General features: G+C 45.0%; 26 protein-coding genes and 1 pseudogene. 7 read left to right on the forward strand and 20 right to left on the reverse strand.

Annotated elements, in window-relative coordinates:
• Positions 1–172: 172 nt before the first annotated feature.
• Entirely contained in the window at positions 173–1009 is an 837-nt protein-coding gene (locus AB4484_RS20030; protein ID WP_050712720.1) for an AraC family transcriptional regulator, read from the reverse strand.
• A 138-nt stretch (positions 1010–1147) separates the two neighbouring features.
• Between AB4484_RS20030 and AB4484_RS20035 the strand changes: the two genes are divergently transcribed.
• Positions 1148–2575, forward strand: coding sequence for an MATE family efflux transporter (locus AB4484_RS20035; RefSeq protein WP_372080014.1), 1428 nt, complete (start codon positions 1148–1150; stop codon positions 2573–2575).
• A 161-nt stretch (positions 2576–2736) separates the two neighbouring features.
• Here the strand turns inward: AB4484_RS20035 and nrdG are convergent, their stop codons facing one another.
• Both nrdG and nrdD read right to left on the reverse strand, forming a co-directional pair.
• On the reverse strand, positions 2737–3207 hold the full coding sequence (nrdG, locus tag AB4484_RS20040; protein ID WP_050053060.1) for an anaerobic ribonucleoside-triphosphate reductase-activating protein: 471 nt from the start codon (positions 3205–3207) through the stop codon (positions 2737–2739).
• Positions 3208–3366: 159 nt separating this feature from the next.
• The gene (nrdD, locus tag AB4484_RS20045) at positions 3367–5487 is read right to left on the reverse strand and encodes an anaerobic ribonucleoside-triphosphate reductase (RefSeq protein ID WP_048613547.1); all 2121 of its coding nucleotides are present in this window, start codon (positions 5485–5487) and stop codon (positions 3367–3369) included.
• A 303-nt stretch (positions 5488–5790) separates the two neighbouring features.
• Between nrdD and AB4484_RS20050 the strand changes: the two genes are divergently transcribed.
• Entirely contained in the window at positions 5791–6672 is an 882-nt protein-coding gene (locus AB4484_RS20050; protein WP_372080016.1) for an endonuclease/exonuclease/phosphatase family protein, read from the forward strand.
• Positions 6673–6775: 103 nt separating this feature from the next.
• Here the strand turns inward: AB4484_RS20050 and AB4484_RS20055 are convergent, their stop codons facing one another.
• The 5 genes from AB4484_RS20055 to AB4484_RS20075 all read right to left on the reverse strand — a co-directional run bounded on the left by AB4484_RS20055 (position 6776) and on the right by AB4484_RS20075 (position 10810).
• Positions 6776–7207 (reverse strand): DUF6691 family protein, encoded by a 432-nt coding sequence (locus tag AB4484_RS20055; RefSeq protein ID WP_372080018.1) that lies wholly within the window; start codon positions 7205–7207, stop codon positions 6776–6778.
• A complete protein-coding gene (locus AB4484_RS20060) occupies positions 7207–7683 on the reverse strand; it encodes a YeeE/YedE family protein (RefSeq protein WP_372080061.1) in 477 nt (158 codons plus the stop codon). The genes AB4484_RS20055 and AB4484_RS20060 overlap by 1 nt, the downstream gene beginning before the upstream one ends.
• 210 nt (positions 7684–7893) lie before the next feature.
• On the reverse strand, positions 7894–9126 hold the full coding sequence (locus tag AB4484_RS20065) for a glycosyltransferase family 4 protein (RefSeq protein ID WP_372080020.1): 1233 nt from the start codon (positions 9124–9126) through the stop codon (positions 7894–7896).
• A gap of 99 nt (positions 9127–9225) precedes the next feature.
• A complete protein-coding gene (locus AB4484_RS20070) occupies positions 9226–9690 on the reverse strand; it encodes a GNAT family N-acetyltransferase (protein ID WP_372080062.1) in 465 nt (154 codons plus the stop codon).
• 22 nt (positions 9691–9712) lie between these two features.
• Positions 9713–10810: a ketoacyl-ACP synthase III gene (locus AB4484_RS20075; protein ID WP_372080063.1), complete on the reverse strand. Its 1098-nt coding sequence runs from the start codon at positions 10808–10810 to the stop codon at positions 9713–9715.
• A gap of 122 nt (positions 10811–10932) precedes the next feature.
• Between AB4484_RS20075 and trxC the strand changes: the two genes are divergently transcribed.
• Positions 10933–11367 carry a thioredoxin TrxC gene (trxC, locus tag AB4484_RS20080; RefSeq protein ID WP_004731082.1) on the forward strand — a complete coding sequence of 145 codons (435 nt, stop codon included), beginning with the start codon at positions 10933–10935 and terminating at the stop codon, positions 11365–11367.
• A gap of 132 nt (positions 11368–11499) precedes the next feature.
• Here the strand turns inward: trxC and AB4484_RS20085 are convergent, their stop codons facing one another.
• Together AB4484_RS20085 and AB4484_RS20090 are read right to left on the reverse strand one after the other, a co-directional pair.
• Entirely contained in the window at positions 11500–13149 is a 1650-nt protein-coding gene (locus AB4484_RS20085; protein WP_372080022.1) for a GMC family oxidoreductase, read from the reverse strand.
• Positions 13142–14746: a long-chain fatty acid--CoA ligase gene (locus AB4484_RS20090; RefSeq protein WP_372080024.1), complete on the reverse strand. Its 1605-nt coding sequence runs from the start codon at positions 14744–14746 to the stop codon at positions 13142–13144. The genes AB4484_RS20085 and AB4484_RS20090 overlap by 8 nt, the downstream gene beginning before the upstream one ends.
• 369 nt (positions 14747–15115) lie before the next feature.
• Here AB4484_RS20090 and AB4484_RS20095 point away from each other — a divergent pair, with 369 nt between their 5' ends.
• Entirely contained in the window at positions 15116–16141 is a 1026-nt protein-coding gene (locus tag AB4484_RS20095) for an AraC family transcriptional regulator (protein WP_048608247.1), read from the forward strand.
• A gap of 57 nt (positions 16142–16198) precedes the next feature.
• On the opposite strand, the gene AB4484_RS20100 is transcribed toward AB4484_RS20095, so the two are convergent.
• On the reverse strand, positions 16199–16438 hold the full coding sequence (locus AB4484_RS20100; RefSeq protein ID WP_050712709.1) for a hypothetical protein: 240 nt from the start codon (positions 16436–16438) through the stop codon (positions 16199–16201).
• Between AB4484_RS20100 and AB4484_RS20105 the strand changes: the two genes are divergently transcribed.
• Positions 16410–17561, forward strand: a complete 1152-nt coding sequence (locus tag AB4484_RS20105) for an MFS transporter (protein WP_372080026.1) — start codon at positions 16410–16412, stop codon at positions 17559–17561. The genes AB4484_RS20100 and AB4484_RS20105 overlap by 29 nt on opposite strands.
• 151 nt (positions 17562–17712) lie before the next feature.
• On the opposite strand, the gene AB4484_RS20110 is transcribed toward AB4484_RS20105, so the two are convergent.
• The 3 genes and pseudogenes from AB4484_RS20110 to AB4484_RS20120 form a co-directional block, all read right to left on the reverse strand.
• Entirely contained in the window at positions 17713–18048 is a 336-nt protein-coding gene (locus AB4484_RS20110) for a winged helix-turn-helix domain-containing protein (protein WP_048608244.1), read from the reverse strand.
• 147 nt (positions 18049–18195) lie between these two features.
• Positions 18196–18618 (reverse strand): annotated as a pseudogene (locus tag AB4484_RS20115) (transcriptional regulator).
• A gap of 84 nt (positions 18619–18702) precedes the next feature.
• Complete coding sequence (locus tag AB4484_RS20120; RefSeq protein WP_372080029.1) at positions 18703–19596, reverse strand: helix-turn-helix transcriptional regulator; 894 nt, start codon at positions 19594–19596, stop codon at positions 18703–18705.
• 50 nt (positions 19597–19646) lie between these two features.
• On the opposite strand from AB4484_RS20120, the gene AB4484_RS20125 reads away from it, so the two are divergent.
• On the forward strand, positions 19647–21044 hold the full coding sequence (locus AB4484_RS20125) for an MATE family efflux transporter (protein ID WP_372080031.1): 1398 nt from the start codon (positions 19647–19649) through the stop codon (positions 21042–21044).
• Positions 21045–21171: 127 nt separating this feature from the next.
• Here the strand turns inward: AB4484_RS20125 and AB4484_RS20130 are convergent, their stop codons facing one another.
• Positions 21172–21567: a nitrous oxide-stimulated promoter family protein gene (locus AB4484_RS20130; RefSeq protein ID WP_048612640.1), complete on the reverse strand. Its 396-nt coding sequence runs from the start codon at positions 21565–21567 to the stop codon at positions 21172–21174.
• A gap of 2 nt (positions 21568–21569) precedes the next feature.
• Positions 21570–22085, reverse strand: a complete 516-nt coding sequence (locus tag AB4484_RS20135) for a GNAT family N-acetyltransferase (protein WP_372080033.1) — start codon at positions 22083–22085, stop codon at positions 21570–21572.
• Positions 22086–22182: 97 nt separating this feature from the next.
• On the opposite strand from AB4484_RS20135, the gene AB4484_RS20140 reads away from it, so the two are divergent.
• Entirely contained in the window at positions 22183–22392 is a 210-nt protein-coding gene (locus tag AB4484_RS20140; RefSeq protein ID WP_048608234.1) for a DUF2986 domain-containing protein, read from the forward strand.
• A 115-nt stretch (positions 22393–22507) separates the two neighbouring features.
• Here AB4484_RS20140 and AB4484_RS20145 read toward each other — a convergent pair whose 3' ends face one another.
• Genes AB4484_RS20145 through AB4484_RS20160 form a run of 4 tightly spaced genes read right to left on the reverse strand, consistent with a single transcriptional unit; the run spans position 22508 to position 25978 of the window.
• The gene (locus tag AB4484_RS20145; RefSeq protein WP_372080035.1) at positions 22508–23431 is read right to left on the reverse strand and encodes an ABC transporter substrate-binding protein; all 924 of its coding nucleotides are present in this window, start codon (positions 23429–23431) and stop codon (positions 22508–22510) included.
• Between the two features lie 2 nt (positions 23432–23433).
• A complete protein-coding gene (locus tag AB4484_RS20150) occupies positions 23434–24309 on the reverse strand; it encodes a metal ABC transporter permease (RefSeq protein ID WP_372080037.1) in 876 nt (291 codons plus the stop codon).
• Complete coding sequence (locus AB4484_RS20155) at positions 24309–25043, reverse strand: metal ABC transporter ATP-binding protein (protein ID WP_372080039.1); 735 nt, start codon at positions 25041–25043, stop codon at positions 24309–24311. Before AB4484_RS20155 ends, AB4484_RS20150 begins: the two co-directional genes overlap by 1 nt.
• Positions 25043–25978, reverse strand: coding sequence for a metal ABC transporter solute-binding protein, Zn/Mn family (locus tag AB4484_RS20160; RefSeq protein ID WP_050622351.1), 936 nt, complete (start codon positions 25976–25978; stop codon positions 25043–25045). Before AB4484_RS20160 ends, AB4484_RS20155 begins: the two co-directional genes overlap by 1 nt.
• Positions 25979–26020 lie beyond the last annotated feature (42 nt).

Genomic DNA, 26020 nt, shown 5'->3' on the forward strand with positions numbered 1-26020 from the left:
ACGTTAACATTATCGTAGACAAATCAGAAACATTTTTTAATAGAAGCGCTTAGTTAGAATAAGTAATCAGAGATTGGTCATTTTACGTCACAAAACAGCGCAAATTTCGAACACTTTTGTGCTTTATCAAACGATCAGTAGCTTGTTTAAGAAGTACCTTGTTGATTCTCAGCTAAATGCCTTGTTTGAATTGCCTTGGTGTCATGCCCGACCAAGCTTTAAATCGAGTACTAAAGTTAGCTGCATTCGGGTAACCCACGATCTCGCCAATGTGTTGAATCGACCAATCACTCGATTTCAACAAACGAGCAGCGTATTCCATTCTCATACGCATAATATGAGTCATTGGGCTATGTGAATAATAGCGCTGGCACAAACGATGGAAATGCGGCTCTGAGCACGGGAACAAGCTCGCAAGCTCATGAACATTCCACTCTTTATGGAGCTGCTTTTGTACGTTGTCGAACACGCGTCTTAAACGAATTAAATTACGTGATTGCTGCTGCGGGACTGGCGCATTAATCATGAACTCTATTTGAGCTACACTGTGATTGGCGATCGCTCCCCCCAAATCGATGGGCAGAGCAATGCTTCTCAATAGAGTGTGAATGCACGACGAGACGACTTCTGCGGCCGGAGACAACGTGTAACTCACTTCATCACTCACTACTTTATCCCATTGCTTATCTGGCGAGAGAAAGATCCATGCGATTTGCCATGTTTCTTCTTCAATCCCAAAGCCATTCTCAGTGCCCGCGGGAACTGTAATGCATGACCCTGGCTCTAGAAGATAGCGACACGCCCCACTTTCTAACCACCCTTTGCCCCTAACCGTGTATAGCAGCATGTGTTTCTGGGGGTTCTTCCGATGTACCGAAAAGAAATCTCGGCACGACGCCGTCCCACACTGAACGATACCCAATTCTTCGAATGCCAATACATGGCTTTGATCGACAAACTCTTGATGTGTCTTATCTGAGATCTCGTAGCGTTCGTGTTTCTCACTCATTTCACTGGTCGCTCATTAGGTTTGCCCGCAATTAAATCACCACTTTAGTCATTCGATAGTTTTGACAAATAGACAGCTTTTGAAAATAGATAGTTTGGCAAAAGTTTGTGATGAACCTGAACAATACAGCCAAAACAAATGCCGATAAACTTCTCGCATATTAACCACAGGGGAAATGCGATGCGCTCGACATATCGTCATCTAGACAAAGATTTTTGGCAAAAGCTGTTACACATCGGTTTGCCTGTATCGCTGCAAACTATGTTGTTTTCATTACTCGGCGTGGTCGACATTTTTATGGTTAACCAACTGGGTGACTCAGCTACCGCTGCGGTTGGTGTAGGTAACCGCATATTTTTCTTCAACTTGATCATGGTATCCGGGATTAGCGGTGCCGTCAGTGTGCTAGCTTCGCAATATTTCGGTGCGGGAGATTTCAACGGAATTAGACGCACATTAGCGCAATCATGGGCATTGTCTGTCTTTGCCATCATCCCCTTTGTGTTGATTTATACATTGGCTCCTGAATCAGTCGTGTCTGTGGTGGCCTCAGACCCTGATTACGTCCGCTTGGCAACGGATTACCTTTGGATAACAGGAGCCAGCCTTATTGGTACCGCTATAGTTGTGCCGCTAGAAAGTGCACTACGCTCAGTGGGCGAAGCTAAACTACCAACCAAAATCAGTATTTGGGCGATCATCGTCAATGCGATTCTCAATGCATTGCTGATATTCGGTTTATTTGGCTTCCCAGAGCTGGGGGTGGTTGGCGCGGCAATTGGCACCACTGTCTCTCGATTCTTTCAAACAATAGCCCTGCTTGTTATGGCGAAGAGACACTACGCTCAGCTGTTCCCAACACTGATTAATTGGCGAGATGCGATATTGCCGAAGCATAGAAAGAAGTATTTCAAGGTAGCAATTCCGATGTTGGTTCATGATACGGCTTGGGCGGGTGGAATACTGATTTATAACGTTATTGTTGGTCAGATGGGTGTTGGCGAGCTTGCGATAATCTCACTGTTATCGCCAGTAGAAAGCATCTTGATCTCGGCGTTCATGGGGTTTGCAGTCGCGGCTTCGATCATTTTAGGCAACGAGATAGGCGCGAAGAACTATCAACGTGTTGAGAATACTGCTTGGGGGTATGTATTGGTCAGCTGTGGGCTTGCGGCTCTGCTAGCCTTGATGTGCTGGTTTGCTAAACCCGCGATCGAATACATGATCGGCCTTACTCACTTAGAGCTCAAAGACACGGCCGTTAACGTCACCTTAGTTATGGCACTCGGCATGATACTAAGAGTCTTCAATATGGTAGGCATTGGTGGTGTACTGAAAAGCGGTGGAGACATCAACTACAGCATCTTCATCGACCTGTTTGGCCAATGGGCGATTGGTATTCCCCTTGCCTACTTTACTGCGCTGGTGTTGGGTTGGCCGCTAGAATGGGTTTTGATGATTGTACTGCTGGAAGAGCTCGCCAAAATAGTTCTGACCAGTCATAGGATTCAATCTAAGAAATGGATAAACAACCTAATCGACGAGCCTGAGCACATTCCTATTTAAGTAAGCGCCAAACTGACACTGACGTGCAGGCGATAGATTCAAAGAACTCACACCCAAGGGCTGATTTGTAGCATTGCGCTAACGATGAAGCCCTTTTTTCTGTTTCTGTTTCTGTTTCTGTTTCTGTTTCTGTTTACGAGAATACTGAATCAGAACAAATCTTATAAGTCGGTAAATCTATGAATGATTTGGTTTGAGCTACCACGCCAATCTAACATTGGATCCGCTTTATCTTGTTCGAAGCGACCATCAATTAAGGTATCAACGTATTCAAGCACTTGCTTCTGCTTATCATCGAGTTCGTCGAGTTCGTAACCCGTCCACATCCAGATGTCTTTGCCTTCACATTCTGCTTTTACACGCTGAACAAGCTTAAGCACTTCAGACACGTTTGCAGGGTGCAGAGGATCACCACCAGAAAGCGACAAGCCACGACGCTTGATTCGTGGGTCATTGAGATCAGCGATAATGTGGTCTTGCAGTTCTTGAGTAAACAAATGCCCTGAGTCCAACCTTTGCGTCGATTGGTTATAACACCCGCGACACTGATGCACACAACCCGACACAAACAAAGTGCAGCGTGTTCCTGGGCCATTGACAACGTCGATTGGGTGATATTGGTGATAATTCATAAGGCAGTATTGAGAACTCGTGATGGCTTAATGGTTTAACTCGAAAAGTAGCGAGAGTTGAAACAAATGAATTGGTATCGACATAGCGCCGATACCAATCCTATTTCTTGAAACGTAGCTCTTCTAAGTAAGTAAGCTAGCTAATAATCTTAGAGCTTACTAAAGATGCTTCACGCGACGTTTAACTTCTTCTTGCTTACCGAAGTTAAATGGTCGTGCATCTGGGCTACCAAGGTAACCACAAACACGGCGTGTTACCGATACTTTGGTTGAGTCATGGTTGCCACACTTAGGACACGTAAAGCCCTTACTGGTACAGTCAAACTCACCGTTGTAACCACACTCGTAACACTCATCAATCGGTGTATTCGTACCGTAGTAAGGAACGCGTGTATAGCTGTAATCCCAGACGTTTTCTAGCGCTTCGATGTTCTTCTGCATGTTCGGGAATTCGCCGTAACAGATGAAACCACCGCTAGAGATTTCTGGATAAGGCATCTCAAAATCGATCTTGTCGTATGGGTTCACCTTCTTCTGCACATCTAGGTGGAAGCTGTTGGTGTAGTAACCACGGTCTGTTACACCATCAATCACACCAAACTCTTTGGTATCGATGCTGCAGAAACGGCTACATAGGTTTTCACTTGGAGTGCCATATAGGCTGAATGCGTAACCTGTCTCTTTCGTCCAAGATTCCACTTCACGCTTCATGTACTCCACCAGCTCAAGCGCTTTAGCACGCATTTCGCCGTCGTCGTACAAGTGAACGTCTGTGCCGTAAAGCGCAGTCATTGCTTCGTGGATACCAATGTAACCAAGAGAAACAGATGCACGACCATTCTTGAAGATATCTGCAATAGAGTCATCTGCTTTCAAGCGAACGCCACACGCACCTTCCATGTATAGGATTGGAGCAACACGCGCTTTCACGTTTTCTAGACGAGAAATACGAGTTTCTAACGCACGACGAGCCAGCTTCAGTTTTTCATCAAGCAGCTCATAGAACTTAGTCATATCTTGTTTTGCGTTAATCGCAATACGTGGCAAGTTCAAACTAACAACACCTAAGTTGTTACGGCCTTCATGAATCAACTCACCGTTTTCTTCGTAAGTATTCAAGAAGCTACGGCAGCCCATAGGCGTTTTAAACGACCCTGTCACTTCTACTACTTTGTCGTAGTTAAGAATGTCTGGGTACATACGCTTAGACGCACATTCAAGCGCTAATTGCTTGATGTCGTAGTTTGGATCTTGCTTCTGGTGGTTCAAACCATCTTTGATTGCAAACACCAGTTTAGGGAATACCGCTGTTTTGCGGTTCTTACCCAAACCTGCGATGCGGTTTTTCAAGATAGATTGCTGAATAAGTTTTGAACCCCAGCTTTCGCCTAGACCAAAACCAAACGTAACGAATGGTGTTTGACCGTTAGCCGTGTGTAGCGTGTTTACTTCGTACTCCAAAGATTGGAACGCGTCGTAACACTCTTTCTCGGTACGAGAGATAGCAAAAGCTTCTGGGCTATGAATGTCCCACTCTTTCGCTAACGATAAATGCTTCTCGTAGCTCGCCATCACGTAAGGTTCTAGTACCTCGTCGATACGGTTGATTGTTGTACCGCCGTAAATGTGGCTCGCCACTTGCGCGATAATTTGCGCGGTTACCGCTGTCGCTGTAGAAATCGACTTAGGTGTGTCGATTTCCGCGTTACCCATCTTGAAGCCATGCGTTAACATGCCTTTCAAGTCGATAAGCATACAGTTAAACATTGGGAAGAACGGTGCGTAATCTAGATCGTGGTAGTGAATGTCACCACACTCGTGAGCTTGTACGATGTCACGCGGCAAAATGTGAGTTTTTGCATAGTGTTTAGCCACGATACCCGCCAGCAAGTCACGCTGAGTTGGGATAACTTTACCGTCTTTGTTGGCATTCTCATTGATCAGATCAACATTGCTTTCTTCGATCAAACCTTCGATCTCACGAGTTAAAGCGCTTTGCTTCTCACGGGCGATGTCGCGGTCATGACGATATTCAATGTAGGCACGAGCCAGAGACTTGTATGGCCCCTGCATTAGCTCGTTCTCGACCATGGTTTGAATTTCAGAGATATGAACTTCATCGTAGTCTTCGAGCTTCAACTCAACTGCTAATGCCACATTCAGTGCATAAATAGCAATTTCCTTATCGGCTTTGTCTGATGCTGCTTCCACTGCAGCTTGGATGCGATCTCTACTGAATGGAGCTCTTGAGCCATCACGCTTGATTACGATTGATTTCACCACTTCTCCTTACTCTTGAGGTATTCACAGACTTATCCACAAACACACTATATAGAGCGATTTATCGTTTAACTAACACTAGATATTGTGGCGTATTTAACGAGAACCACCAACTTCGAGTATTGATTTGGATCAATAAAACTCTCACGCTGACTAAGATCAATTCAATATTATTACGCTAGTTCTCAAGTCGAAAAGAAACAATGTAACAATAAAAAAACTGCTAAAAAGAGTTGAATTTTTGGTAAGTGTTGTAGGATAACGGCTCAACTATATTGGACGACAAAATTAGGGATATTTGGGATGAAACGACTTCAAAACTGGATAATGTTAGGTTGCTTACTCAGTAGCCAGACATTTGCTGAACCTTTGACCATATCCAGTTGGAATATCGAATGGTTATCAACCAACGAGGCTGTGAATAAGTTTTCTGCCCAACGTGATCAAGCTGATTTCGACAAACTTGAAGAATACTTTCAATCCTTAGATGCGGATGTGGTCGCTTTTCAAGAAGTCGACGACGTAAATGCCATTCAGCGCATCGCTGGCGATCAATACAAGATATTGATGTCTGACCGAGCATTGCCAGAAAACAGTAACCATCAGTTCAAAGAAGTGAACCAATACACAGGGTTCGCCGTTCGTAGAGGAATCACACTCACCGACTACGCTGACTTCCCACTGGAGTCGAGTGCTAACAGCAAGCTTAGGTTTGCCAGTTACATGGTTGTAGAAACGGAAACCAAGCCTATTCACATGTTGTCTGTGCATTTAAAGGCGGGTTGCAGCGGCGCTTACAAGTCGAACCGCGATTGTTCAAGACTCAAAGACCAAGCACAACAACTTAATAAGTGGATCCAGCAGAGAGAAAGAAACGGACAGGATTACGCGATCCTAGGTGATTTCAACCACAACCTATCCTACTCAAGAGATTGGATGTGGAAAGATATGACGCAAAATACCGATGCTCAGTTGGCAACAAGAAAAACTCGAGCAGATTGTAAGGTACGCTCTAACCACAATAACCATCGCACGCATCAGTTCCGTTCTGTCATTGATCATATTGTAGTGAGCAAATCGTTAAATGCTTCTCTTGCTAAGCAAAAGGTCTTTGAAACGCAAGATGTGCTTGATTACAAACTCAGTGACCACTGCCCAGTTTCAACGACTATCAGAAAGATATAAAAAAGAGGTGACTGGCTTTTTTCTGAAAGCGAGTCAACCTCTAGACTTGGTCAGCTCAGAACGAATGACGTCAAAGCCACTTTAATCAACGTTAAGCTTTCTACTAACAGGTTTTATTCGCTCGTCCCGCCAGCCACATTCCCACCAGCATACTTAAGACGAACAGCCAAACCGTTGGGTTGCCGCCACTAAGGCTGGTTACCGCTGGGCCCGGGCAAAAGCCTGCAAGCCCCCAGCCTAAACCAAAGGCAGTTGAACCTAGAATCAGCTTTCTGTCGATTATCGGGTTGTTACGGCTGTCTAAAGGCTCGCCATTGATGGCTTGAGCGCGCTTTTTTATGACTAAGTGATAAAACGGTGCGAAGACCAATAACGCGCCACCCATCACGAATGCCAAGCTGATATCCCAGTCGCCAGTAATGTCTAAAAAGCCAAGTACTTTGTTTGGATCAACCATGCCTGAAATGATCATGCCAGAGCCGAAAAGAAGACCTGCGAGCAAGCCAATAACGATAGCAAACGAAGAGTTTTTCATTACGCCCCCAAACCAATCAGATTCTTAACCAACACAGTTGCCATTGCCACACCCATAAACACACAAGTCGCGACAATTGAACGTTTAGACAAACGCGCCATTCCCACAATGCCATGGCCACTTGTACAGCCATTCGCAACCTTAGTGCCGAAGCCCACCAAAAGGCCAGCTATGATAACCACTGCGAAGTTGATCTCTTCTAACTGAGGAAGTTGATAACCAGTTGGAATCAACAACCAACCGCTGACAACCATTCCGACAACAAAGGCAAGTCGCCAATGTTTCTCGGTTTTCTCAATACGGAAGTCCGAGCTGGATTCAAATCCTGATTCTAAGCTTTTATTCTTTCTAGACGGCAATAAGCGGCTAACGATTCCGCTGATTCCTGCTACTCGTCCGATGCCCAACATCAGAATAATTGCCGACGCGCCTAGCAGCATGCCACCGAAAAACGCATCCCAAGGTATAAAACTAATCACCGACCTCTCCTATCCACAAACTCAAATCTAACTCACCACCATTTAAATTAGAGTTTACTAATAAATATAAATTAGTCAATGCTAATGTGTTTCGGTTTGAAAGTCTAGTGTCTAAAGACAAAAGCCAAAAAACTTCCCCCATGAAAAAGCCCCTAGGCGTTAACCTAAGGGCTTAAGATTTATTCTGTCTTTGGTGGTAAAGAACAGCTATTTGATCTTGTTCTTCTCAGCAATCCACTGCGACATGTACTTAGTGCTTGCCATGCTGTGGTGCTTCAGCATAGAGCCAAAGAAATTATCCAGTCGATGAGACTCAAGCTCAGACTCTAGCGCAATCAATCGCTCGATCAATTTGTCGCCCAGTTGATTCTGTTCGTAGTGCGCTTCAAGAATTGAATGACACTGACTTTGAGCCTTGAGCCACTTCTCTTCATCTTTATAAAGAGCAACAGCTTGTTCAACAAACGCGTCGATATCGTCTGCAACCGCACCCGGCCATTGCAACTCACCTTGCGGCAACATGCCTTCACTACCAATTTCGCTGGTCACGTTTGGAGTTTGAAGCTTCATTGCATCAAGCAACTTACCTTTAATGCCCGCACCAAAACGCAGTGGCGCGACACACACACGTGCTTGCTCCATCACTTCTTGAGCGTCTTTTGCCCAACCTTTGATATGGAAACCGGTTTTAGGGTTGTGTAATGCGGTCGCTTTTGGGGGCGGATACGATCCATAAATATGAAGTTCGGTGTCAGGCAGCTGTTTGCGAATCTTCGGCCAAATCTTTTGTAACTGAAGCACAGCATCCCAGTTAGGCGCATGTCTAAAGTTACCTATCGTCATGAAATGCTTACGTTCTTCAAAGCTTCTCGTGCTTTCAGGCAGCGTATTAAGATCAACCATGAAAGGCAGATGATGAAGCAGTTTGGGGTCGATATTGAACTCAGATTGAAGCAGCTCCATCTCGTAACTTGAAATGATCAACGAAAGATCACAGCGCAGGATCGCGGCAATTTCACGTTTGGCTAAGTCACTGTATAAGTGTGCTTTGGTCAGTTCAGTTTCTTTCTTAACGGCTTCATGGCGGGCGTTACGCAGGAACTGCAAGTCTTCAGTATCCAACAGCTTAAACGCGTTCGGACATACCTTCTCAACGCGCCAACCAAACTGCTCTTCCATCATAAAACGGTCAAACATCACGACATCAGGCTGCAGCTCTTCGATGTACTGATCAAAGCTATCGCAATTCAACTGTATAGATTGACTTGTGATGCCCTCTTCAGAGAGATCAATCATATGCTCGGTTTCTTGAGCGGGTGTTGCAAATTCAACTGACCAACCTTGTCTCTTAAATAGACGTAAAAGAGACATCATGTGGCTGCCAGCCGCCGATGAATTCGGTTCTGGCCAAACGTAGCCAATTGCTAAAACTTTCTTCAAAACACTTCCTAAGAAATAACAAAAGGGACTGTAGAAGTCCCTAATTAAACGTAAATCAATTTATACCGCTGATTATAATTGGTTCTAAGAACTCAGCGATCAGATTCGCTCACCTACATTGCGAGCTATCATAAGCACTTCATCAGCAGAGTACAGGTTTGAAATCGTAGTTTCGACTTCAGCGCCTAATGTCGACTGATAGAGCTTTTGTGCAAAATTATCCGCTCTGGTCGTTACTAGCACATGTTTTAGTGTCGAGTCTTGCTCTGCTAGCTTCTGTTTCACTTGCGGTAAGGAATCAAGAATCAGCTTTTTACCCAATCCTTTACCCTGCGCAGTTGATAGCACGGCAAGTTGCTCTAGTTCTAAAACAGCTTCAGGTCTAAACCCGCTCTTTTGAACCCAAATAATGTAGCCAATAACTTCACCTTCGCTTTCAACAACAAAGCTAAGAAAACGTGGTGAAGCATTTAAGTTACATTGTAACCATTCGCGTGAGTTTTTCTGTCGAATAAAGGCAGATTGATGAACCAAAGCCGCCCCATCGAGGTCGGCTTCAGTCATAAAACGAACTTGAGTCATGCAGCTACTCGCTCTCAGAATTAGGACGCGTTTTACAGTGTAAAATGGCTCTTTCTAGAAGCTCTAACGCCGATTTATCAGCCTCTGGAAGCTTAGCATCCGATTGACTTAGCGGTTCAACGCGGCTGCCCCACTTAATATGGCCAGCACCCCAAGTTAAACCAGCGCCAAATGCTGCAACAAGAATATTTGAATTAGGTTTAACGAAACCCTGCTCTAGCGATTCACACAGTGCAATTGGTACGGTTGCAGCCGATGTGTTGCCGTAGTTTTGGATGTTAACAAATGCTTTCTCGCGCTCAATACCCGCCATATCACACAAAGTTTGAATGATTCGGATGTTCGCTTGATGCGGAATCACAACATCGATGTTGTCGGTTGAGATGCCAGTGCGACTCAATACTGTATGTGCTGCAGCGCCCATGCCTTTTACTGCTCGCTTGAAGATCTCTTTGCCTATGAAATCAAAGTCCCAGTAACCGTTATCAGCAGCAAAGCGGTCCATAGAAGTACCGAATTTTGGTACTGCTAGAATGTCACGGCCCTCTGCGTCACAACCGATTTGAGCTTCTTGTAAACCCACTTGCTCTTCAGTACGCGACAAAACCACAGCGCCAGCGCCGTCACCGAAAAGAACCGCAGTATCACGCTTGGTCCAGTCGATGAAGAATGAAAGACGTTCTGCACCCACAACGATTGCATTGCGGTAGTTGCCCGCTTGAATCAGTCGAGTTGCTGTTTCAACACCGTAGATGAAGCCAGTACACGCTGCGTTAAGGTCGAAAGCCGCTGCACTTTTAATGCCTAAGTTCTGCTGAACCTTAGACGCGGTATTTGGGATAAGAGAATCTGGGCTGCACGTTGCGATGATAACGAGGTCGATGTCTTCAGCCGTTAGACCAGCACACGCCATGGCATGTTTCGCAGCAACAGTCGCTAGCTCAGAGGTATTTACATGACTGATACGACGGTTTTCGATACCAGTTCGAGTTCGAATCCACTCGTCAGACGTATCAATGAAAGTGCTTAGATCATCATTGGACAGCACGGCTGGTGGCAGACACTTTCCCCAGCCAGTAATTTCGGCGTAAAATTTTGTCATCATTTACCTGTTTATTGTTTGTTTTTATTTAAGTATCGTATTCTTGTTTTAAACAGTATAAGCGCTCTGTGCGTGATTCGTAAATCGCGTTAGCCACGGAGTTGCAATAAAAAGAGAAAGTTATGTCTACATTCAACACACGCTGCCCTTCATGTAATGGCGTAAACCGAGTTCCTTCAGAAAGAATTTCAGAAAGCCCAACTTGTGGTAAGTGCAAAACAGCACTGCTCGATGGCGCTCCTATCGAGGGAACGTCACTTAATTTCCAATCTATCTTGAACAGTTCACAACCTGTAGTTGTCGATTTCTGGGCAACATGGTGTAACCCATGTGTGGGCTTCGCACCCGTGTTCAGCGACGTTGCAAAGGAACGCTCTGGAGATGTTCGATTCGTTAAGATTGATACTGAAGCTCAGCAGCAGCTCGCAGCAATGTATCAAATCAGAAGCATTCCGACCGTGATGGTGTTTAAAGACGGTAAACGTGTCGATACGATTAACGGTGCACTGCCAAAAGGTCAATTTGATCAGTGGCTTAATCAAGCACTAACTAAGTAACACTATTAGTTAAACTATTGATCTAGCCTTACTTAATTCTAAGTAAGCATACAAAAATAGGTTAGAGAGTCTTATTAAAGAAAGACTTTCTAACCTACTGTTTTATTTATGGTTATCACTTAACTTCTTGAATTAGACCACAGCTTCGCCTTTCGCTTGAATGTCAGCTTCTTGCTTGTATAACCCGTATTCCTGTTTGATCTGGTCTGCAACTTTCTCAGCAATCATAATGGTAGGTGCATTGGTGTTTGCCCCAATCAGTGTCGGCATCACAGAAGCATCAATGACTCTCAAATTATCCAATCCATAAACTTTGAGATCTTTATCCACCACAGCTAAAGAATCACTGTTAGGTCCCATTTTACAGGTCCCGACCGGGTGATACTGGGTGTCTGCACGATTGCGAATATCTTGCTCGATAGCCTTGTTATCACAGGCGTCCACAGGGTAAAAAGCATTGCCACGGATATCATCAAACGCGGAACTCTCTAACATTTGATACTGCTTCTTCCAGCCCTTAATCATTATCTCCATATCTTCAGGATGACTGAAAAACGCAGGATCGATCTTAGGCGGATCATAGGGATCATTACTATTGAGCGTTACGGTGCCGTGGCTCTTCGGTCGCAATAAGGTGACATGAGAGGTAAAGCCATGACTAGTATGGATTTTTCTTGCATGGTCATCGACAACAGCGACCACAAATACAAACTCTAAATCCGGTACAGCGATACGATCTTCGGAGCAGAGAAAGCCTATCCCCTCTGCAAAATTGCTGCTCATCTTACCGCGGCGTTCTTTGTGCCATAGCGGTAAGGCTTTGGTCATTTCAGAGGCCATTTGCAGCGAGATGCCGAAGGTTTCACGCTTTTCACTGCATTTGTACGAGTGCACTAAGTCGATATGGTCTTGAAGGTTCTTTCCCACTCCAGGTAATTCATGAACTTGTTTGATGCCATGCGTCTCTAGTTCAGTTTGAGCACCGACACCAGACAGTAATAGCAATTGGGGCGAACCAAACGCGCCAGCGGATAGAATCACTTCCTTGTTACATCGAATCTGATAACGTTTGCCGCTCGATCCGTATTCGACGCCAACCGCCTTCTTGTCTTCAAACAATACCTTATGGGTGGTTGCTTTAGTCACGACCGTAAGATTTGGACGCGAAAGGTTTGGCGTTAAGTAAGCCTTGGCAGCACTGCATCGTTCGCCATTCAACTGTGTTACCTGCGTCGGCATCGCCCCAAACTGAGCAGCACCGTTAATATCTTCATTGCGAGGCACACCTATCGATTCACAGGCTGTTAAGTAGCGTTCCAACATAGGGCTTGGCGATCTAAGGTTTGCCACATTTAGAGGCCCACCTTGGCCATGAAACTCATCTTGATGAACTTCGTTGTTTTCTGCTTTCTTAAAGTAAGGCAGACACGAATCATAGTTCCAACCTGTGTTACCCAAGCTTTCCCATGTATCGTAGTCGTAGCGGTGCCCACGTGCGTACATCATGGCATTGATAGAGCTAGAGCCGCCAAGTGTCTTACCTCTTGGTTGGTAGCCTTTACGACCGTTCAAACCCGGCTGTTCAACCGTTTCGAATGCCCAATTGTTGAGTTTAGTTGGCATCATCGCGACCACGCCAACAGGTGTATGAATGAATGGGCTCGTGTCTTTACCACCCGCTTCTAACAAGCAAACCGACACATTAGGATCTTCCGACAGCCTCGAAGCCATGACACAACCCGCAGAACCACCGCCAACAATAATAAAATCATAACTATCCATTTGCCATCTCCGCTATTTCTAGTGGGTGTAACTCGCGCTTCAAGATTTTTCCGGTTGCTGTCATGGGTAAGGCTTTACGAATGAATACCTTACGCGGGTATTTGTAGTCGGCGAGTTGCTCACGACACCATGCTATCAAGGCGGCACTATCACATTGCGTATGTTCGTGAAGCACCACATGCGCGTGGATCTCCTCGCCTAAATGATCATGATGCTCACCTACCACCGCAACCATTTCAACATCGGGATGACACATCAAGACTTCTTCAACCTCACGTGGATAAACGTTGTAACCGCCACGAATAATCATGTCTTTCACACGGTCAACAATGAACAAATTACCGTGCTCATCGACGCGTCCGATATCTCCCGTTAAGAACCAACCATCACGAATGGATTCAGCTGTCGCCTCTGGCCTTTGATAATAGCCTTTCATGACACTTGGGCTTTTAATGCAGACTTCGCCCAGTTCACCCATGGCGACAGAGTTGCCTTGTATATCAGTAATCTTGATGAGGTGGCCACATAAAGGCTGACCGACACTACCCGATAAGCGATCGCCATCAATATGGTTAAAAGTCGCAACCGGAGCTGTTTCAGATAGCCCGTATCCTTCAAGTACCGGTAACTCAAAACGAGACTCAAACTGTCGTATGACCTCAAGCGGCATAGAAGCACCGCCAGAAACACCCAATCTCAAGCTGTGTTTTACCTGTTCAGAGCGTTTGCTTGTTTTTTCTGAAGTATCAGCAGACTCTTCTCCCGCCTTTAATAGCGCGATATACATAGTAGGAACGCCAGCAAAGACACTGACTTTATGGCTAATGATCTGTTCAATAACCAATGACGGTTCAAAACGAGGAATCAACACCATGGTTGAACCCGTCAATACACTCGCGTTCATCATCACTGTCTGGCCGAAACTGTGGAACAAAGGAAGCGTAGCCATCGTCGTATCGCTGTATTCCAATCTCATTAGATATTGTGACGACATCGCATTGGTCTGCATGTTGGTGTGGGAAAGCTCAGCTCCTTTGGGTTGACCCGTCGTGCCAGAGGTATAAAGGATCACAGCGGTATCATCACCATGGCAAGCCAGAGATTCAAACGGAGTAAAAGGTTGTGCCAACCAATCAGCTATTGATTCATGCTGCTCATTACTTTCTAAAGTAGTGTCTGCACTTGTTGGAATAGGCATCTCGACAAAGTGTTCACAGTGGTTTGCCTGCTCAAAACCTTGTAAACCATAGCGACCAATTGGAAGCTCTTCACTGCCTTCAAAACATAAATAGGCTTTCGCGTCAGAGTCATTAAGGTGATAAGCGATCTCTCTGGCCTTAAATAGCACGTTCAAAGGCACGACTACACAGCCCGCTTTTAGAATCCCGTAATAGGCTATCGGAAAGTAAGTCACGTTCGGGCATGACAATGCGACCTTATCTCCCTTCTGCAACCCAAGTCTCTTCAAGTTAGCAGCCACATTTCCAGAAAGTTGTTCTAACTGAGAAAAACTGATTTCATCTGATCCCATACGCAGAGCGGCTTTAGTTGGAAAAAGCGAAGCGCTACGCTCCAAATTAACAGCAAGATTGTGCATCCATGATCTCCTTATGCGGCTTAGACCTGTTTGAGACGGTCACCGTAGACGTTCTAATCGTTGTAATAAGTGTCTTTCTTGTCATCACGAGCCTGCACATTGGTGTGTCATGTAGATAAGAGTCGTTATTGAGCAAAATGTTGGTGACGCTCCAATGTGCAACCCAACAAATTACAACATTTTGATAACATTCCGAACAGGTTTCAAAAAGACAAAAACCGATGATATTCGGACATGACCTGCGCAAGCCCAATAAAACCTTGCACACATAAACCAAAATTTGGAACAAGCTTGCGAAAGTGAGAACAAGCAACAGGCACAAATGTTAAAAGTTCGGTTAAGATACCGATATTCAACAAGAGGCAACTTATGGAATACACCGCAGTTTACGAACCCGATATGCAAGCATTCGGCATTCTGGATCTTCAGTTGCTGCATCGTTATTTGTCGCCTGTTCTCAGTATCGAGGAGTTGCTCGAAGGCAGTAACATCGATGCACTCCAACTCAACACGCCCGATACGCACATCACTTTGGCGCAAAAGCTTGCTGTGTTCAGTAATGCGTTAGCGAATTCCAACGAAGACGGTTTGGGGCTTAAAGTCGGCCAACAAGCGAGGTTCAGCGACTTCGGCGTGCTCGGTTATGCGGTGTTTAGCAGCGAGACACTACTCGATGCCTTTTTAATCGGGTTCAAGTACCTGCAACTTGCTGGCCCTGTCCTCAGGAAAACCATGTCTGTAGAAGACAACATTGGTTACTTTCGCGCAGAGCAACTGATCGAACTCGATTCTTTACTGCCCTTTTGTTGTGAATACTGGTTTGCGGCGATACACAGTTTATGTGAAGAAGTTTTGCAACAGCCCTTTCCCTCTCAAGTGATCCGCTTCCCTTACCCAAAACCTGAATACGGCGATCTATACACAGAGATTTTCCGCTGCCCGGTTGAATTCAATAGTGACCGTCTTGAATGGGAGTTCGACGCAACCACCTTGTATTCGTCTCTTCCTACCGCCAACCCCATCACTTTACAGATGTGTTTAAAATCGTGTGATGACATGTTGGCAAAAGTAAGTGCTCCGACTAGCCTCAAAGAGAAAGTCTCTCAGATGCTGATAGAAAGGCCAGGATGTTACCCATCGATAGAATCCATTTCTTCAGAACTGGGCATGTCTTCTCGAACACTGCGTCGTCACCTGAAAGCAGCGGATACGAGCTATCAGAAGATACTGGATCATGTGCGTTTTCACCTTTCCCGGCACTACCTTTCTTCAACTCGAATGAGTATTGAAGAGATATCTGAACGCGTTGGTTTTTCTGATAGCGCTAACTTTCGTCATGCCTTTCGTAAGTGGAGTGGTAACTCTCCACGCCAATACCGTAAAGAAACGGCCTAACACTTAAACTCCCATTCAATCCAAATCAGAAACAGACAATCACGCTGCAATCTTTTTCTAATTTAAACCACTAATGAACAACGGCTTAACGACTTTTTGACCGCATAAAATCTCGCCAAATCGTAAAATATCGCAACCGTATTTTAGTTTAGTTGGTCGATAAATTTCTTTTATCTTAACGACCATTTTTATTCGTTTTACCCAATTCAGTTTCTCCCCCATAGTCGCGGAAAATTCATCGTTTCTTTTACTATCAGAGGCTCCTGCATTGGACAACATCCAACCAACAACTCGCATAACGGTTCCTGTTATTGCATTGTCTTTTTACGCGATCGCTTCAGGCTACTTAATGAGTTCATTACCATTAATGCTGTCTGAGTATGGCTTAGACAAAGATCTATCGAGTTGGTTGGCGAGTGCATTCTATGCAGGTCTACTGGCTGGTACATTATTGATTGAACGTGCCATTGCGCGTGTTGGTCACAAAGACGCTTTCGTTATCGCATTGAGTGTGTTCATCGCAACGATCCTTGTATTGCCATTAATCCCACATCAAGCAGTATGGCTATTAGCTCGCTTTGTGGCTGGTGTAGCGGTTGCAGGTATCTTCGTGATTGTAGAGTCTTGGCTAATGAGCGGTGACGAGTCACAACGCGCAAAACGTCTCGCTATCTACATGTGTTCACTGTACGGCGGGTCTGCAGTTGGTCAGCTTGGTATCGGTTACCTAGGTATTACTGGTGGTGTACCTTTCATCGCAATGTTCACTCTTCTGTTTGGTGCGATCATTGTGTTGATGTACGGACAAGCAACACCACCACAGATCCACGATGCGCAATCTTTGTCTTTAAAGCAGATCAGCAAATTAAGCCACAGCGCGCTAATTGGCTGCATTGTGTCTGGATTAACGCTAGGTGCGATTTACGGCTTGATGCCAGTTGAACTTGCTCAACGTAACATTGTACACGAAGACATTGGTGGTTTGATGGCTTTGGTTATCATGGGTGGCATGGCTGTACAGCCGATGGTGACTTGGTTATCTCACCACGTAGGACAAGTGCTATTAATGGCTTTGTTCTGCCTGCTAGGGGTTGCAAGCATTGGTGTGCTGACGATCAATCACGATTTCTACGTACTAGGCATGAGCTTGTTCGTATTAGGCATGGCGACATTTGCGCTATACCCAATCGCGATTAACTTGGGTTGCCGTAACCTTGACCCAAGTTACTTGGTGTCAGTGACTCAAATTATGCTACTTTGCTACAGCATCGGTTCTGTTGCGGGACCAATCGTTGCAGACAGCTTCATGGATTCACAAGCAGGATTGTTCACATACCTGTTTGCGTCTCTACTTGCTACAACGATCTACATGTTGATTGCTAGCTTAAAGCGCTCTCACCTACAGATTGCAGGCGAGTAAGCTTCAATAGACAGACACCAGATACGTGTCATTAGGGCTCCGAGTTAAGATTTTATGTCTAAACGAAGGGCCCTTTTTGTTTATGTCGTCTGGAGGAAAGAACGACAATAAACATCAACGATCAGAAGATAAAATCTATTACCTCTGAACGTTAAGGTTGAAATACATAACCTTCACCAGTAATGGTAATGATTAGTCCATCTCCGAATAATGATCTTATTTCAGATATAGCCACAATCACCGAAGAGTTAGTTACTTTTTCACTTTCCCAGCCAATCTTCTTTAACTGACCAACACTGAACAATTCACCTCGATGTCGATTCATAAATAAAATGATCTTTCGGTACGCCAAAGGCATGGTAGCCAGTACGTAGCCATTCTCTACATTGCGAATAAGTTTGGTGTTGAGTTCAACAATTTTTCCGTTTAATTCAAGTATTACGTTATTTTCAGAGTGGTTCGTTTCTATTACAGGATAAGAGTCCATTTTTGTATCATTCCCTTACTATATAGCCAGCGACAAAGTCAGATTCAGTCGTATTTATATAACGTCGCTTATAACTGGACGTTTTAGATTTGACGATAATCAATGGAATTCGTACGGTAAAGAGATTAAATTTTTATTATTAAGATATTAACAGGATATAAATAGAGGATTATTTAGTCCGCCATAACATACCCTTCGTTGGAAACAGTTTGAATACAACGGCAGTCAAGAACTCTTCTGATCTCGTAAATAGCCACCAATACAGACGCACATGTCACCGCTTTACCAGCCCAACCTACACGCTTCAAAATTTGCTTACTGACTACTTGGCCTTTGTTCTGGTGAAGATAAAAAAGTACTTTACGGTGAGGCCCTGAAAGCGTTCCTACAATCGAACCGCAGCTATGCTTGCGTACGATTTTAGTGCCTGATTGAAACTCTTTGTTGTTTAAAATGAGCTTTGAAGGGAGATTTAAATCATCCGTCTCACTGATATCTTGTTGCATTAATTCCTCATGTTGCATAAGCAGTCGTCTTCCGAGATATTTCCAATACTATCGAATAGAGCAAAAATACTAAATTGATAGATAGCTCAATACAGTAATATTACTGAAAAGTTTGATCTTGCGTAATTGATCGAGGAAACATGCAAGGCTAACCAGGAAGTCGATGGCTCTTTCGATATTGACTGGGTGACAAACCGAAATGCTTTTTGAAACGATGCGAAAAGTTATAAGGATCTTTGTAGCCCAAGCGATTAGCAATCATAGAGACTGACCAATCTTGATATTTCAGCAAGCTGGTGGCTTTATCCATGCGTAATTGAATCAATTTACTGCGTGGTGAGAGGTTGAATAACGTCTTGGTGACTCGATTGAGTTGTTCTTCACTGATGAACACTCTTTCAGCCATCCCTGCCACTGTCCATGGCTGATGCAGACTACTTTCAATTTCGTTATAGAGCGCTTGAACACGTGCAGTGGTGCTGGTCGACTTAGGCTCAAACCCTGTTAATGTTCGGATAATTTCGCTCAAGAGTAACTTCCGGTAACTGGCTCTACCGCCTATCTCAAAGTAAACCAAGTTCATTAATGACCAGATCTGCTCACACTCTCCAAAAGGCACAATCCCCAGTCCTAAACTTGCTATGTGCTGCCATTGCTTAGTGTCAGGCGTCAACATCCACGCCATTTTCCAATAATTATATTGAGGATCGAGTTCAAAACGAAATGGGGTTTCAGCAGGAAGCACCACGAGTGTATAAGGTGTAATCGCTTGGACCGATGTTGCGGTTGTTAGAATGCCGCCACCTTCCATAGTGAAAATCAACGTATGAACATTAACGGATTCGCGCTCAACCCAATAACCATCATATAGCTTCGCCATGCCGCCCATATAGACACCAAAGCTTTTCATCTCTGGAATATCTTCAACGGTCAAAAAACGTTCTTTGCACTGTTCGGCGAGAAAAACATCATCATGCCAAGTTGATTTTGGTCTCATTGAATCCATGACGGATTCGCACAGGTTTTGTTGTTTTTTAAACATGTTGTTACTTCGCTCAAATCACTATAGTTCTGCCATAAATCGGAGAGCTTATGACAACTAACATCAACCCTAACTCATCTATGAATAACAAGCCAGAGAGCATCTTACCTCGTATCGTTAAACTTGGTTTGCCTGTTGCTTTGCAAAGTGCGCTTGTCGCTATTCTTGCCCTTGCTGACGTACTAATGGTCAGTGATTATGGTATGGAAGCAGCTGCGGCTGTGGGAATTGCATCAAAATGGCACTTCGTTGCTATTATGATTATGGCAGGGTTGGCCTCAGCAAACGGAACATTAGTCGCTCAATACTGGGGAAAGAACGACCGAAAAAGCGCGCGAACGGTATCATCTATCGCGATGGTGTTTGGCTTAAAAGTTCTGTTGCCTGTTACTGCAATCATCACTCTTGGTTCTCAGTTTTTAATGATGTTGCAAACCAGCGATCAAACCGTGATTGAACTTGGCGCGACTTACCTATGGTATGGCTTCCCTGTTCTACTGCTGACTCACATTGTTGTCGTAGTAGAAGCAAGTATGCGCTCTTCAGGTGACACCGTAACCCCGCTACTATTGGGCGCGATGACCATTGCACTCAACATTGCGCTTAACTTCGTTCTAATCAAAGGTGCCTTTGGTATTCCCGCTATGGGCGTAGCAGGTGCAGCATTGGCGACGACACTCGCTCGCGCAATTCAAGTCGGCTTGATGTATGGCTACATGCGCATGCGTAAACACTGGTTGTTAACCACGCCTAGCTCACCACACCGTCCATCATTGTGGCTATCTTACCGTCGTATCGCTTTGCCACTAACGATGAATGCCGTGTTATGGGCAATGGGTACTATGGCGTACCAAATGATCTTCGGCCACATGGGCACAACCGAACTTGCCGTGTTCTCTATGCTCGCGCCGTTTGAATCGCTCTGTTACTCGATTTTCTTTGGTATTTCGGTAGCGTGTTCAGTGCTGCTTGGTCATTCATTAGGCCGTGATGAATTTGATGACGCAATGAGTATGGGGCTGACCTTCATTAAAGCCGTCGTTGGATTTGGCGCAGTTGTTGGATTGCTACTGTTTATGGGCAAAGAGCATGTTCTAACATGGCTGAATCTTTCTACAGATGGACTTTACCCACTCGCTTCACCTGCAATGAGCATTATGTGTTTTGCTGTGGTGATTCGTATGCTGAACATGGTGATCATCAACGGTATCATTCGCGCTGGTGGCGATAATGCTTTCTGCCTGCGTATGGACTTCATCGCGATGTGGATGGTGGGTATTCCAGTATGTGTTTACGGCGCGTTTGTCGCTGGATGGGATTTCAAATACATCTATGGTTTGATGTTGGTAGAAGAAGTGGTGAAACTGGCAATTTGTTCTCATCGCTACCTAAGCCGACGCTGGATCAACAACCTCACAGTGACCTACGACGAGCCTCAAGCGGCATAAGCTATTTGGCTACTTGGCTACTTGGCTACTTGGCTAGATTCAAGCTGAGATAGAAGCGTATCTATATCAAAAAGGTCTGAGCAATCAGACCTTTTTAGTTTCTTCAGCAACCACTTTAAAACGCCAGTTACTTCTTATTCATTCGGATATGGCGGTTCGACACATTCGGCAGCGGCTTCTCAGGCACTTTTCGCTTTTCATGTATCAAATGTCTGATCGCTAAAATCGGATGCTTGAGTAACATTCTTGGCCCAGCATAGCGCATGACTAAACGCATCTGCTCTTTCGGATCGGGCTTATAGCAATGGATCGGACACTTATTGCAGGTCGGTTTGGCTTCACCATAAGGGCAACGGTCAAGTCGTGTTTCGGCATAGCGTAACAGTTGATCACACTCTTCACATAACGCGCCATTCTGACGCACTGCACCGTGGTGATCTTTACAGTAGATGTGCACCATAGCTATAACGGTTTTGTACTCCGTTGCGAGTTCGCCTTGTAGAATGTTGTTATGTTGAAACATGATTAATTGCCCAGAGATAAACCGTACAGGTTGAGATTGACGCTTTCACTTAATACGTCTTCGATTCGCTCAAACACAAAACCCAACTTAGTTAGCAGTGCGATACTTCGAATGTTATCAGAGGTGGTGATGGCAACTAAATGATCGATATCAGCATTCTGCTTAGCTTGTTCAATTATTGCTTGTGCCGCTTCTTGAGCAAAACCTTGCCCATACACCTCTGGAACAAAGCCATAGCCAATATCATGAGAATCTAAGGTATCTCTTTTAATTAACCCGCAAATACCAATTGGGGTTAATGAGCCCTTCATTTCGACCATCAATAGGCAAACACCCTTCTCTTCATGCATCTTAAGAATGTTGTTTTTGATGTATTCAACGGCCTTGTCAGTGTCGTTGATTTCTTTGTCTCCAATGTAACGCAGGAAATCTTCTGAGCTGTATAATCGCTGAATAAACGCCGCATCTTGAGGCGTGATCATTCTTAATCGTAAACGTTCGGTCTCGACGGCCTGCATAGTGATATTTTCCTTGCTGAATACCATGTAAATATTGAGTTCTAGAGCTAAAATGATTATCCTCCACCGCCTAAACTAAATACAAGGCTATGCAGCAATGAACCGTAAGAAAAAAATCAATCAAATTCTAAAAAAGAAGCAGAAACAGGCGAATTCTAAACTGCATAGTAGCAACAAGCCTCGCTACATTTCTAAAGCTGACCGTGCAAAAATGGAAGCTGAAGAACAGGCTAAAGCCGCTCAAGAGCAAGCTGAAGGCACAGTTGAAGCGACTGTTGAAGCCGAAGAGACAAAAGCTGCAGAGTAAGTTGTAAACTCGCAGTTCTCTTGTCTGATACTCTCCCAGAGCCAACAGACAAGAACAAAAAAAGCAGCCTCTAATTAGGCTGCTTTTTTGATCTTACCATTTTTAATCGCGCTGATTAGCTTTTAAAAGGCCGAACTTCCCAGCGTGCAAACGGCGCTTTTGCATTAATCCCCACTCGTCCCCAACGGTCAACTGAATCAACTACTAAGATACGCTCGTTGGGTACTAGAGACTTAATTAAGTTAGTTGGCTTTTTCGCTGTGACTAACCAGAGTGCATCGTCTTCTGAAAACATCGCTTTGAGTTTGGCTTTGTCTTGCTCTGTCCATTCAAGTTCCGCTTTGAACATACGTTCTTCAACAAACAGTTGAGTACCTGAAGCGAAATCTTCCAAGCTTTCTGAAAGCAACAAGACTGAATCTACGTCGTTATCCAATAACACCGCTTGTTGTTTGTTAATCAGCTCACGCACATCAAGCATTACACGCTGTAGGTTGCTATCAATGGTCTCTGCTTGCGCTGGCCACAATAACTTAAAGTCGTCAGCAACAATCGCTGCCATGCGCGTCAAGTTGGTTGGGTTTAACCATGCGTATTTAGACACATCGCCATTTGATAACGTCAGCGCAGCAACACCTTGCGCGCGCGGTGTGATCGCTTGAGCAGCATCTACCTCAACCAAACGGATATTACCCTGTCTTGCGTAAACAAAAGTTGGGTCAGCTTGCCAGATTGATGACAACGTTAATGCTACGGTCGCCTTTTTACCGGATTGAAGCACTTTGCTTGCGCCCTTTGTACCAAACCAATTTGGCAGACGATCAATGCCGTAGCGTTTTGGTGGCAGATATTCGGTGGTAATGTCAGTGCCTTTGGTTAGCTCTGTCGCCAAGGCATAAGTCACAGGCGTGCTGGTGAGGATATCCTCGGCATTAGCACTGATAGGCACCATTGAGCCAGCCACCAATAAGCTAGTTAACGCGCCTACTTGAGTCGTTGCCTTCACTGAACTTGAGATTCGATTCATTAAAGAGGTCATGATTATGCCTTTCTTACAATTTGGTATAGCGTTGCCGCTAGGAAAAATGTCGCAGAAACGATGATGATTGAAGCGCCCGAAGGTACTGGCAGTTTCAACTCCATAGGTAAGACGGTTCCAACTAAACACGCGACCGTTGCCAGTAATGCCGACAACAATACAAAGCTGCCCATGCGCTTAGTTAGTAATCGAGCTGTCGCACCGGGAATCAGCAATAATGCGCCAACCAGAACAGCACCTACGATCTTCACCGCTGCAATCGTCACTAAGGTGATCATCATGACAAACAAGTAGTCATAGAAACTGGTGTTATAACCACGAACCTTGGCAATATCAGGGCTGATACAGGTCAAAAGAATACGATTGAACGTCGGTATCAAGAGCAAAATAATGATCGCGCAGCTGCCTGCGAGAATTGCTAAGTCTTGGTCTGTTACCGTCAAAATAGAACCAAACAGTACGTTCTCAAGCATGTGGATGTTGATCTTGCGCGCTACGTACATCAGCAATGCCGCACCCACCGCTAACGCTAGCGCAAGGAAAACACCAACTAAGGTATCGTATGGCACATTGGTTCTATTTCTTACAAAATGAAGAAGCAACGCGAAGATCATACAGAAGCTAAACAGACCAATAATTGGGTTTTCTGGTGGCTCACCAAGCAACACACCAATGGCGATGCCGGTTAATGCCGCGTGGCCTACCGCTTCAGAGAAGAACGCCAGACGCTTAGCAATCACCAAAGTACCAAGGCCGCCTAATAACGGGCCCAGTAACAACGCGGCAACCAGTGCATTCACCATGAAGGCATACATGAAGCTGTCTGATAACCAACCCGCTTCGACTCCACTTATGGCAAGTTGTCGTAACCAATCCATTACGCAACCTCCTTCGGTTTGTTCATCGCTGCACCACTGCTGTAATGTTGGAACAAGCTTTCAATCTTACTTGGATGTAACACCTGTTCATGTGGACCACTATCCACCAAGAATCGATTCACGACATGTACATTGGCTTCAAGGCGACGAACTGCGGTTACATCGTGATGAACCGCAAGAATCGTGCGACCTTCATTAACACATTCACGAATCAGCGATTCAAGATAACGAACGCCCTGTTCATCCATACCGGTCGTTGGTTCATCCAACACCAGTAGGCTTGGGTTATCCAATAACGCTTGAGCAAACAACACACGTTGCTGCTCACCACCCGACAACTGTCCCATTCGGCGATCGCTACGTGTCGCCATACCCACACGATCCAATTGCGCGAGTGCGAGATCCAACTGCTTAGACTTACGACGCCAAAATAGCGGGATTCGAGTTTGGTTAAGCAGTACGAAATCCATTACCGTCAGGGGTAAGCTCGATTCGAAAGTCGCTTTTTGTGGAACGTAACCAATACTCGGCTTTTCTGGCCAATGAATATTGATTTGCCCAGAGAAAGGCGTAAGGCCTAGAACAGAGCGCAGCAGAGAAGTTTTACCACCGCCGTTTGGCCCCATGATTACATGGCACTCACCCGCTTTAAGTTCTAGTGAGATATCATCAAGAATGACGTTGTTGTCGTATTGCAGACCAAGTTGATTGATTGAAATCGATGGACCTAACATTATGCGTTCCCGCTTTTAGCTTGATTCGCCGCTGCAAATTTCATTGCTTCGATCAGCGTTTCTAGGTTTTTCTTCATCTCAACTTCAACTTTGTCGTCTTCATATTCGCCATGCGTCATGTGAGAGAAACGGTAAAGCTGAACACCCGTTTCCGCTTCAATCGTGTCAACAAAACGGTTTGGCATGTTTAGCTCGTAGAACAACACATCAATGCCCGATGCGCGGATCTTTTCGATCGTCTCTTGCAGCTGGCTCGCACTTGGTTCAACACCGTGTGCAGGCTCAATCACCGCCGCAACATCCACACCAAACTCTTGAAGGATGTAGCCATACGCATTGTGCGTGGTCGCCACCTTCATACCTGAAGTATCTAACTCACCTAATGACAACATCGCATCGCGCTTCATAAAGCGAAATTGCTTTGCGTATTTACGTGCATTCTTACGATAAAAAGCCGCGTTGTCTGGGTCGAGCTTAGATACTTCACTCGCGATGGTGTAAACCTTTTGAATTGTTGTCGAGAGTCCAACAAACGTGTGCGGATTCACCGCGCCTTGACCCACAGACTGGCCTAATGCTGGAAGTAAAGGCACTTCTTTGTTCGCTTCAATCACGACTAAGTCATCACGTTGCGCGGCTGAGATTACTTTTAGTGCGAAGTCGTCATGGCCAATACCGTTTACCACGATGGCGTCCATCTGGCTCAATCGCTTCAAGTCGTTCGGTTGTGGCAAGTAATTATGCGGATTAAAGCCAGCATCAACCAAAGGAAGGATGTTCACTTTGTCACCCACCACGGCTTTTACGTAGCTGTAGTAAGGCTGAAGGGTTATGCCAATCGTCAGCTTATCGCTGTCGACCTTGTATTCTTTTGCCAATGCATTGGGTGTCATTAACACCGCCAATAACGACATCAATAGAGTCATAATTCGCATAGTAAATCTCTTATAATTAGTGAGCATTTTTGTAAGCCGGAT

It is taken from the genome of Vibrio sp. 10N.261.46.A3 (genome assembly GCF_041472995.1).
GTDB classification, from domain to species: domain Bacteria; phylum Pseudomonadota; class Gammaproteobacteria; order Enterobacterales; family Vibrionaceae; genus Vibrio; species Vibrio coralliirubri.

Coding starts and splice junctions, on each gene's coding strand:
- AB4484_RS20135 (WP_372080033.1), bottom strand. CDS start 22,085: ATGCAGGCCGTCGAGACCGAACGTTTACGATTAAGAATGATCACGCCT.
- AB4484_RS20120 (WP_372080029.1), bottom strand. CDS start 19,596: ATGTTTAAAAAACAACAAAACCTGTGCGAATCCGTCATGGATTCAATG.
- AB4484_RS20160 (WP_050622351.1), bottom strand. CDS start 25,978: ATGCGAATTATGACTCTATTGATGTCGTTATTGGCGGTGTTAATGACA.
- nrdG (WP_050053060.1), bottom strand. CDS start 3,207: ATGAATTATCACCAATATCACCCAATCGACGTTGTCAATGGCCCAGGA.
- AB4484_RS20050 (WP_372080016.1), top strand. CDS start 5,791: ATGAAACGACTTCAAAACTGGATAATGTTAGGTTGCTTACTCAGTAGC.
- AB4484_RS20110 (WP_048608244.1), bottom strand. CDS start 18,048: ATGGACTCTTATCCTGTAATAGAAACGAACCACTCTGAAAATAACGTA.
- AB4484_RS20090 (WP_372080024.1), bottom strand. CDS start 14,746: ATGCACAATCTTGCTGTTAATTTGGAGCGTAGCGCTTCGCTTTTTCCA.
- AB4484_RS20030 (WP_050712720.1), bottom strand. CDS start 1,009: ATGAGTGAGAAACACGAACGCTACGAGATCTCAGATAAGACACATCAA.
- AB4484_RS20145 (WP_372080035.1), bottom strand. CDS start 23,431: ATGACCTCTTTAATGAATCGAATCTCAAGTTCAGTGAAGGCAACGACT.
- AB4484_RS20035 (WP_372080014.1), top strand. CDS start 1,148: ATGCCGATAAACTTCTCGCATATTAACCACAGGGGAAATGCGATGCGC.
- AB4484_RS20125 (WP_372080031.1), top strand. CDS start 19,647: ATGACAACTAACATCAACCCTAACTCATCTATGAATAACAAGCCAGAG.
- AB4484_RS20085 (WP_372080022.1), bottom strand. CDS start 13,149: ATGGATAGTTATGATTTTATTATTGTTGGCGGTGGTTCTGCGGGTTGT.
- AB4484_RS20100 (WP_050712709.1), bottom strand. CDS start 16,438: ATGCGAGTTGTTGGTTGGATGTTGTCCAATGCAGGAGCCTCTGATAGT.
- AB4484_RS20150 (WP_372080037.1), bottom strand. CDS start 24,309: ATGGATTGGTTACGACAACTTGCCATAAGTGGAGTCGAAGCGGGTTGG.
- AB4484_RS20095 (WP_048608247.1), top strand. CDS start 15,116: ATGGAATACACCGCAGTTTACGAACCCGATATGCAAGCATTCGGCATT.
- AB4484_RS20155 (WP_372080039.1), bottom strand. CDS start 25,043: ATGTTAGGTCCATCGATTTCAATCAATCAACTTGGTCTGCAATACGAC.
- trxC (WP_004731082.1), top strand. CDS start 10,933: ATGTCTACATTCAACACACGCTGCCCTTCATGTAATGGCGTAAACCGA.
- AB4484_RS20130 (WP_048612640.1), bottom strand. CDS start 21,567: ATGTTTCAACATAACAACATTCTACAAGGCGAACTCGCAACGGAGTAC.
- AB4484_RS20070 (WP_372080062.1), bottom strand. CDS start 9,690: ATGACTGAAGCCGACCTCGATGGGGCGGCTTTGGTTCATCAATCTGCC.
- AB4484_RS20055 (WP_372080018.1), bottom strand. CDS start 7,207: ATGAAAAACTCTTCGTTTGCTATCGTTATTGGCTTGCTCGCAGGTCTT.
- AB4484_RS20075 (WP_372080063.1), bottom strand. CDS start 10,810: ATGACAAAATTTTACGCCGAAATTACTGGCTGGGGAAAGTGTCTGCCA.
- AB4484_RS20140 (WP_048608234.1), top strand. CDS start 22,183: ATGAACCGTAAGAAAAAAATCAATCAAATTCTAAAAAAGAAGCAGAAA.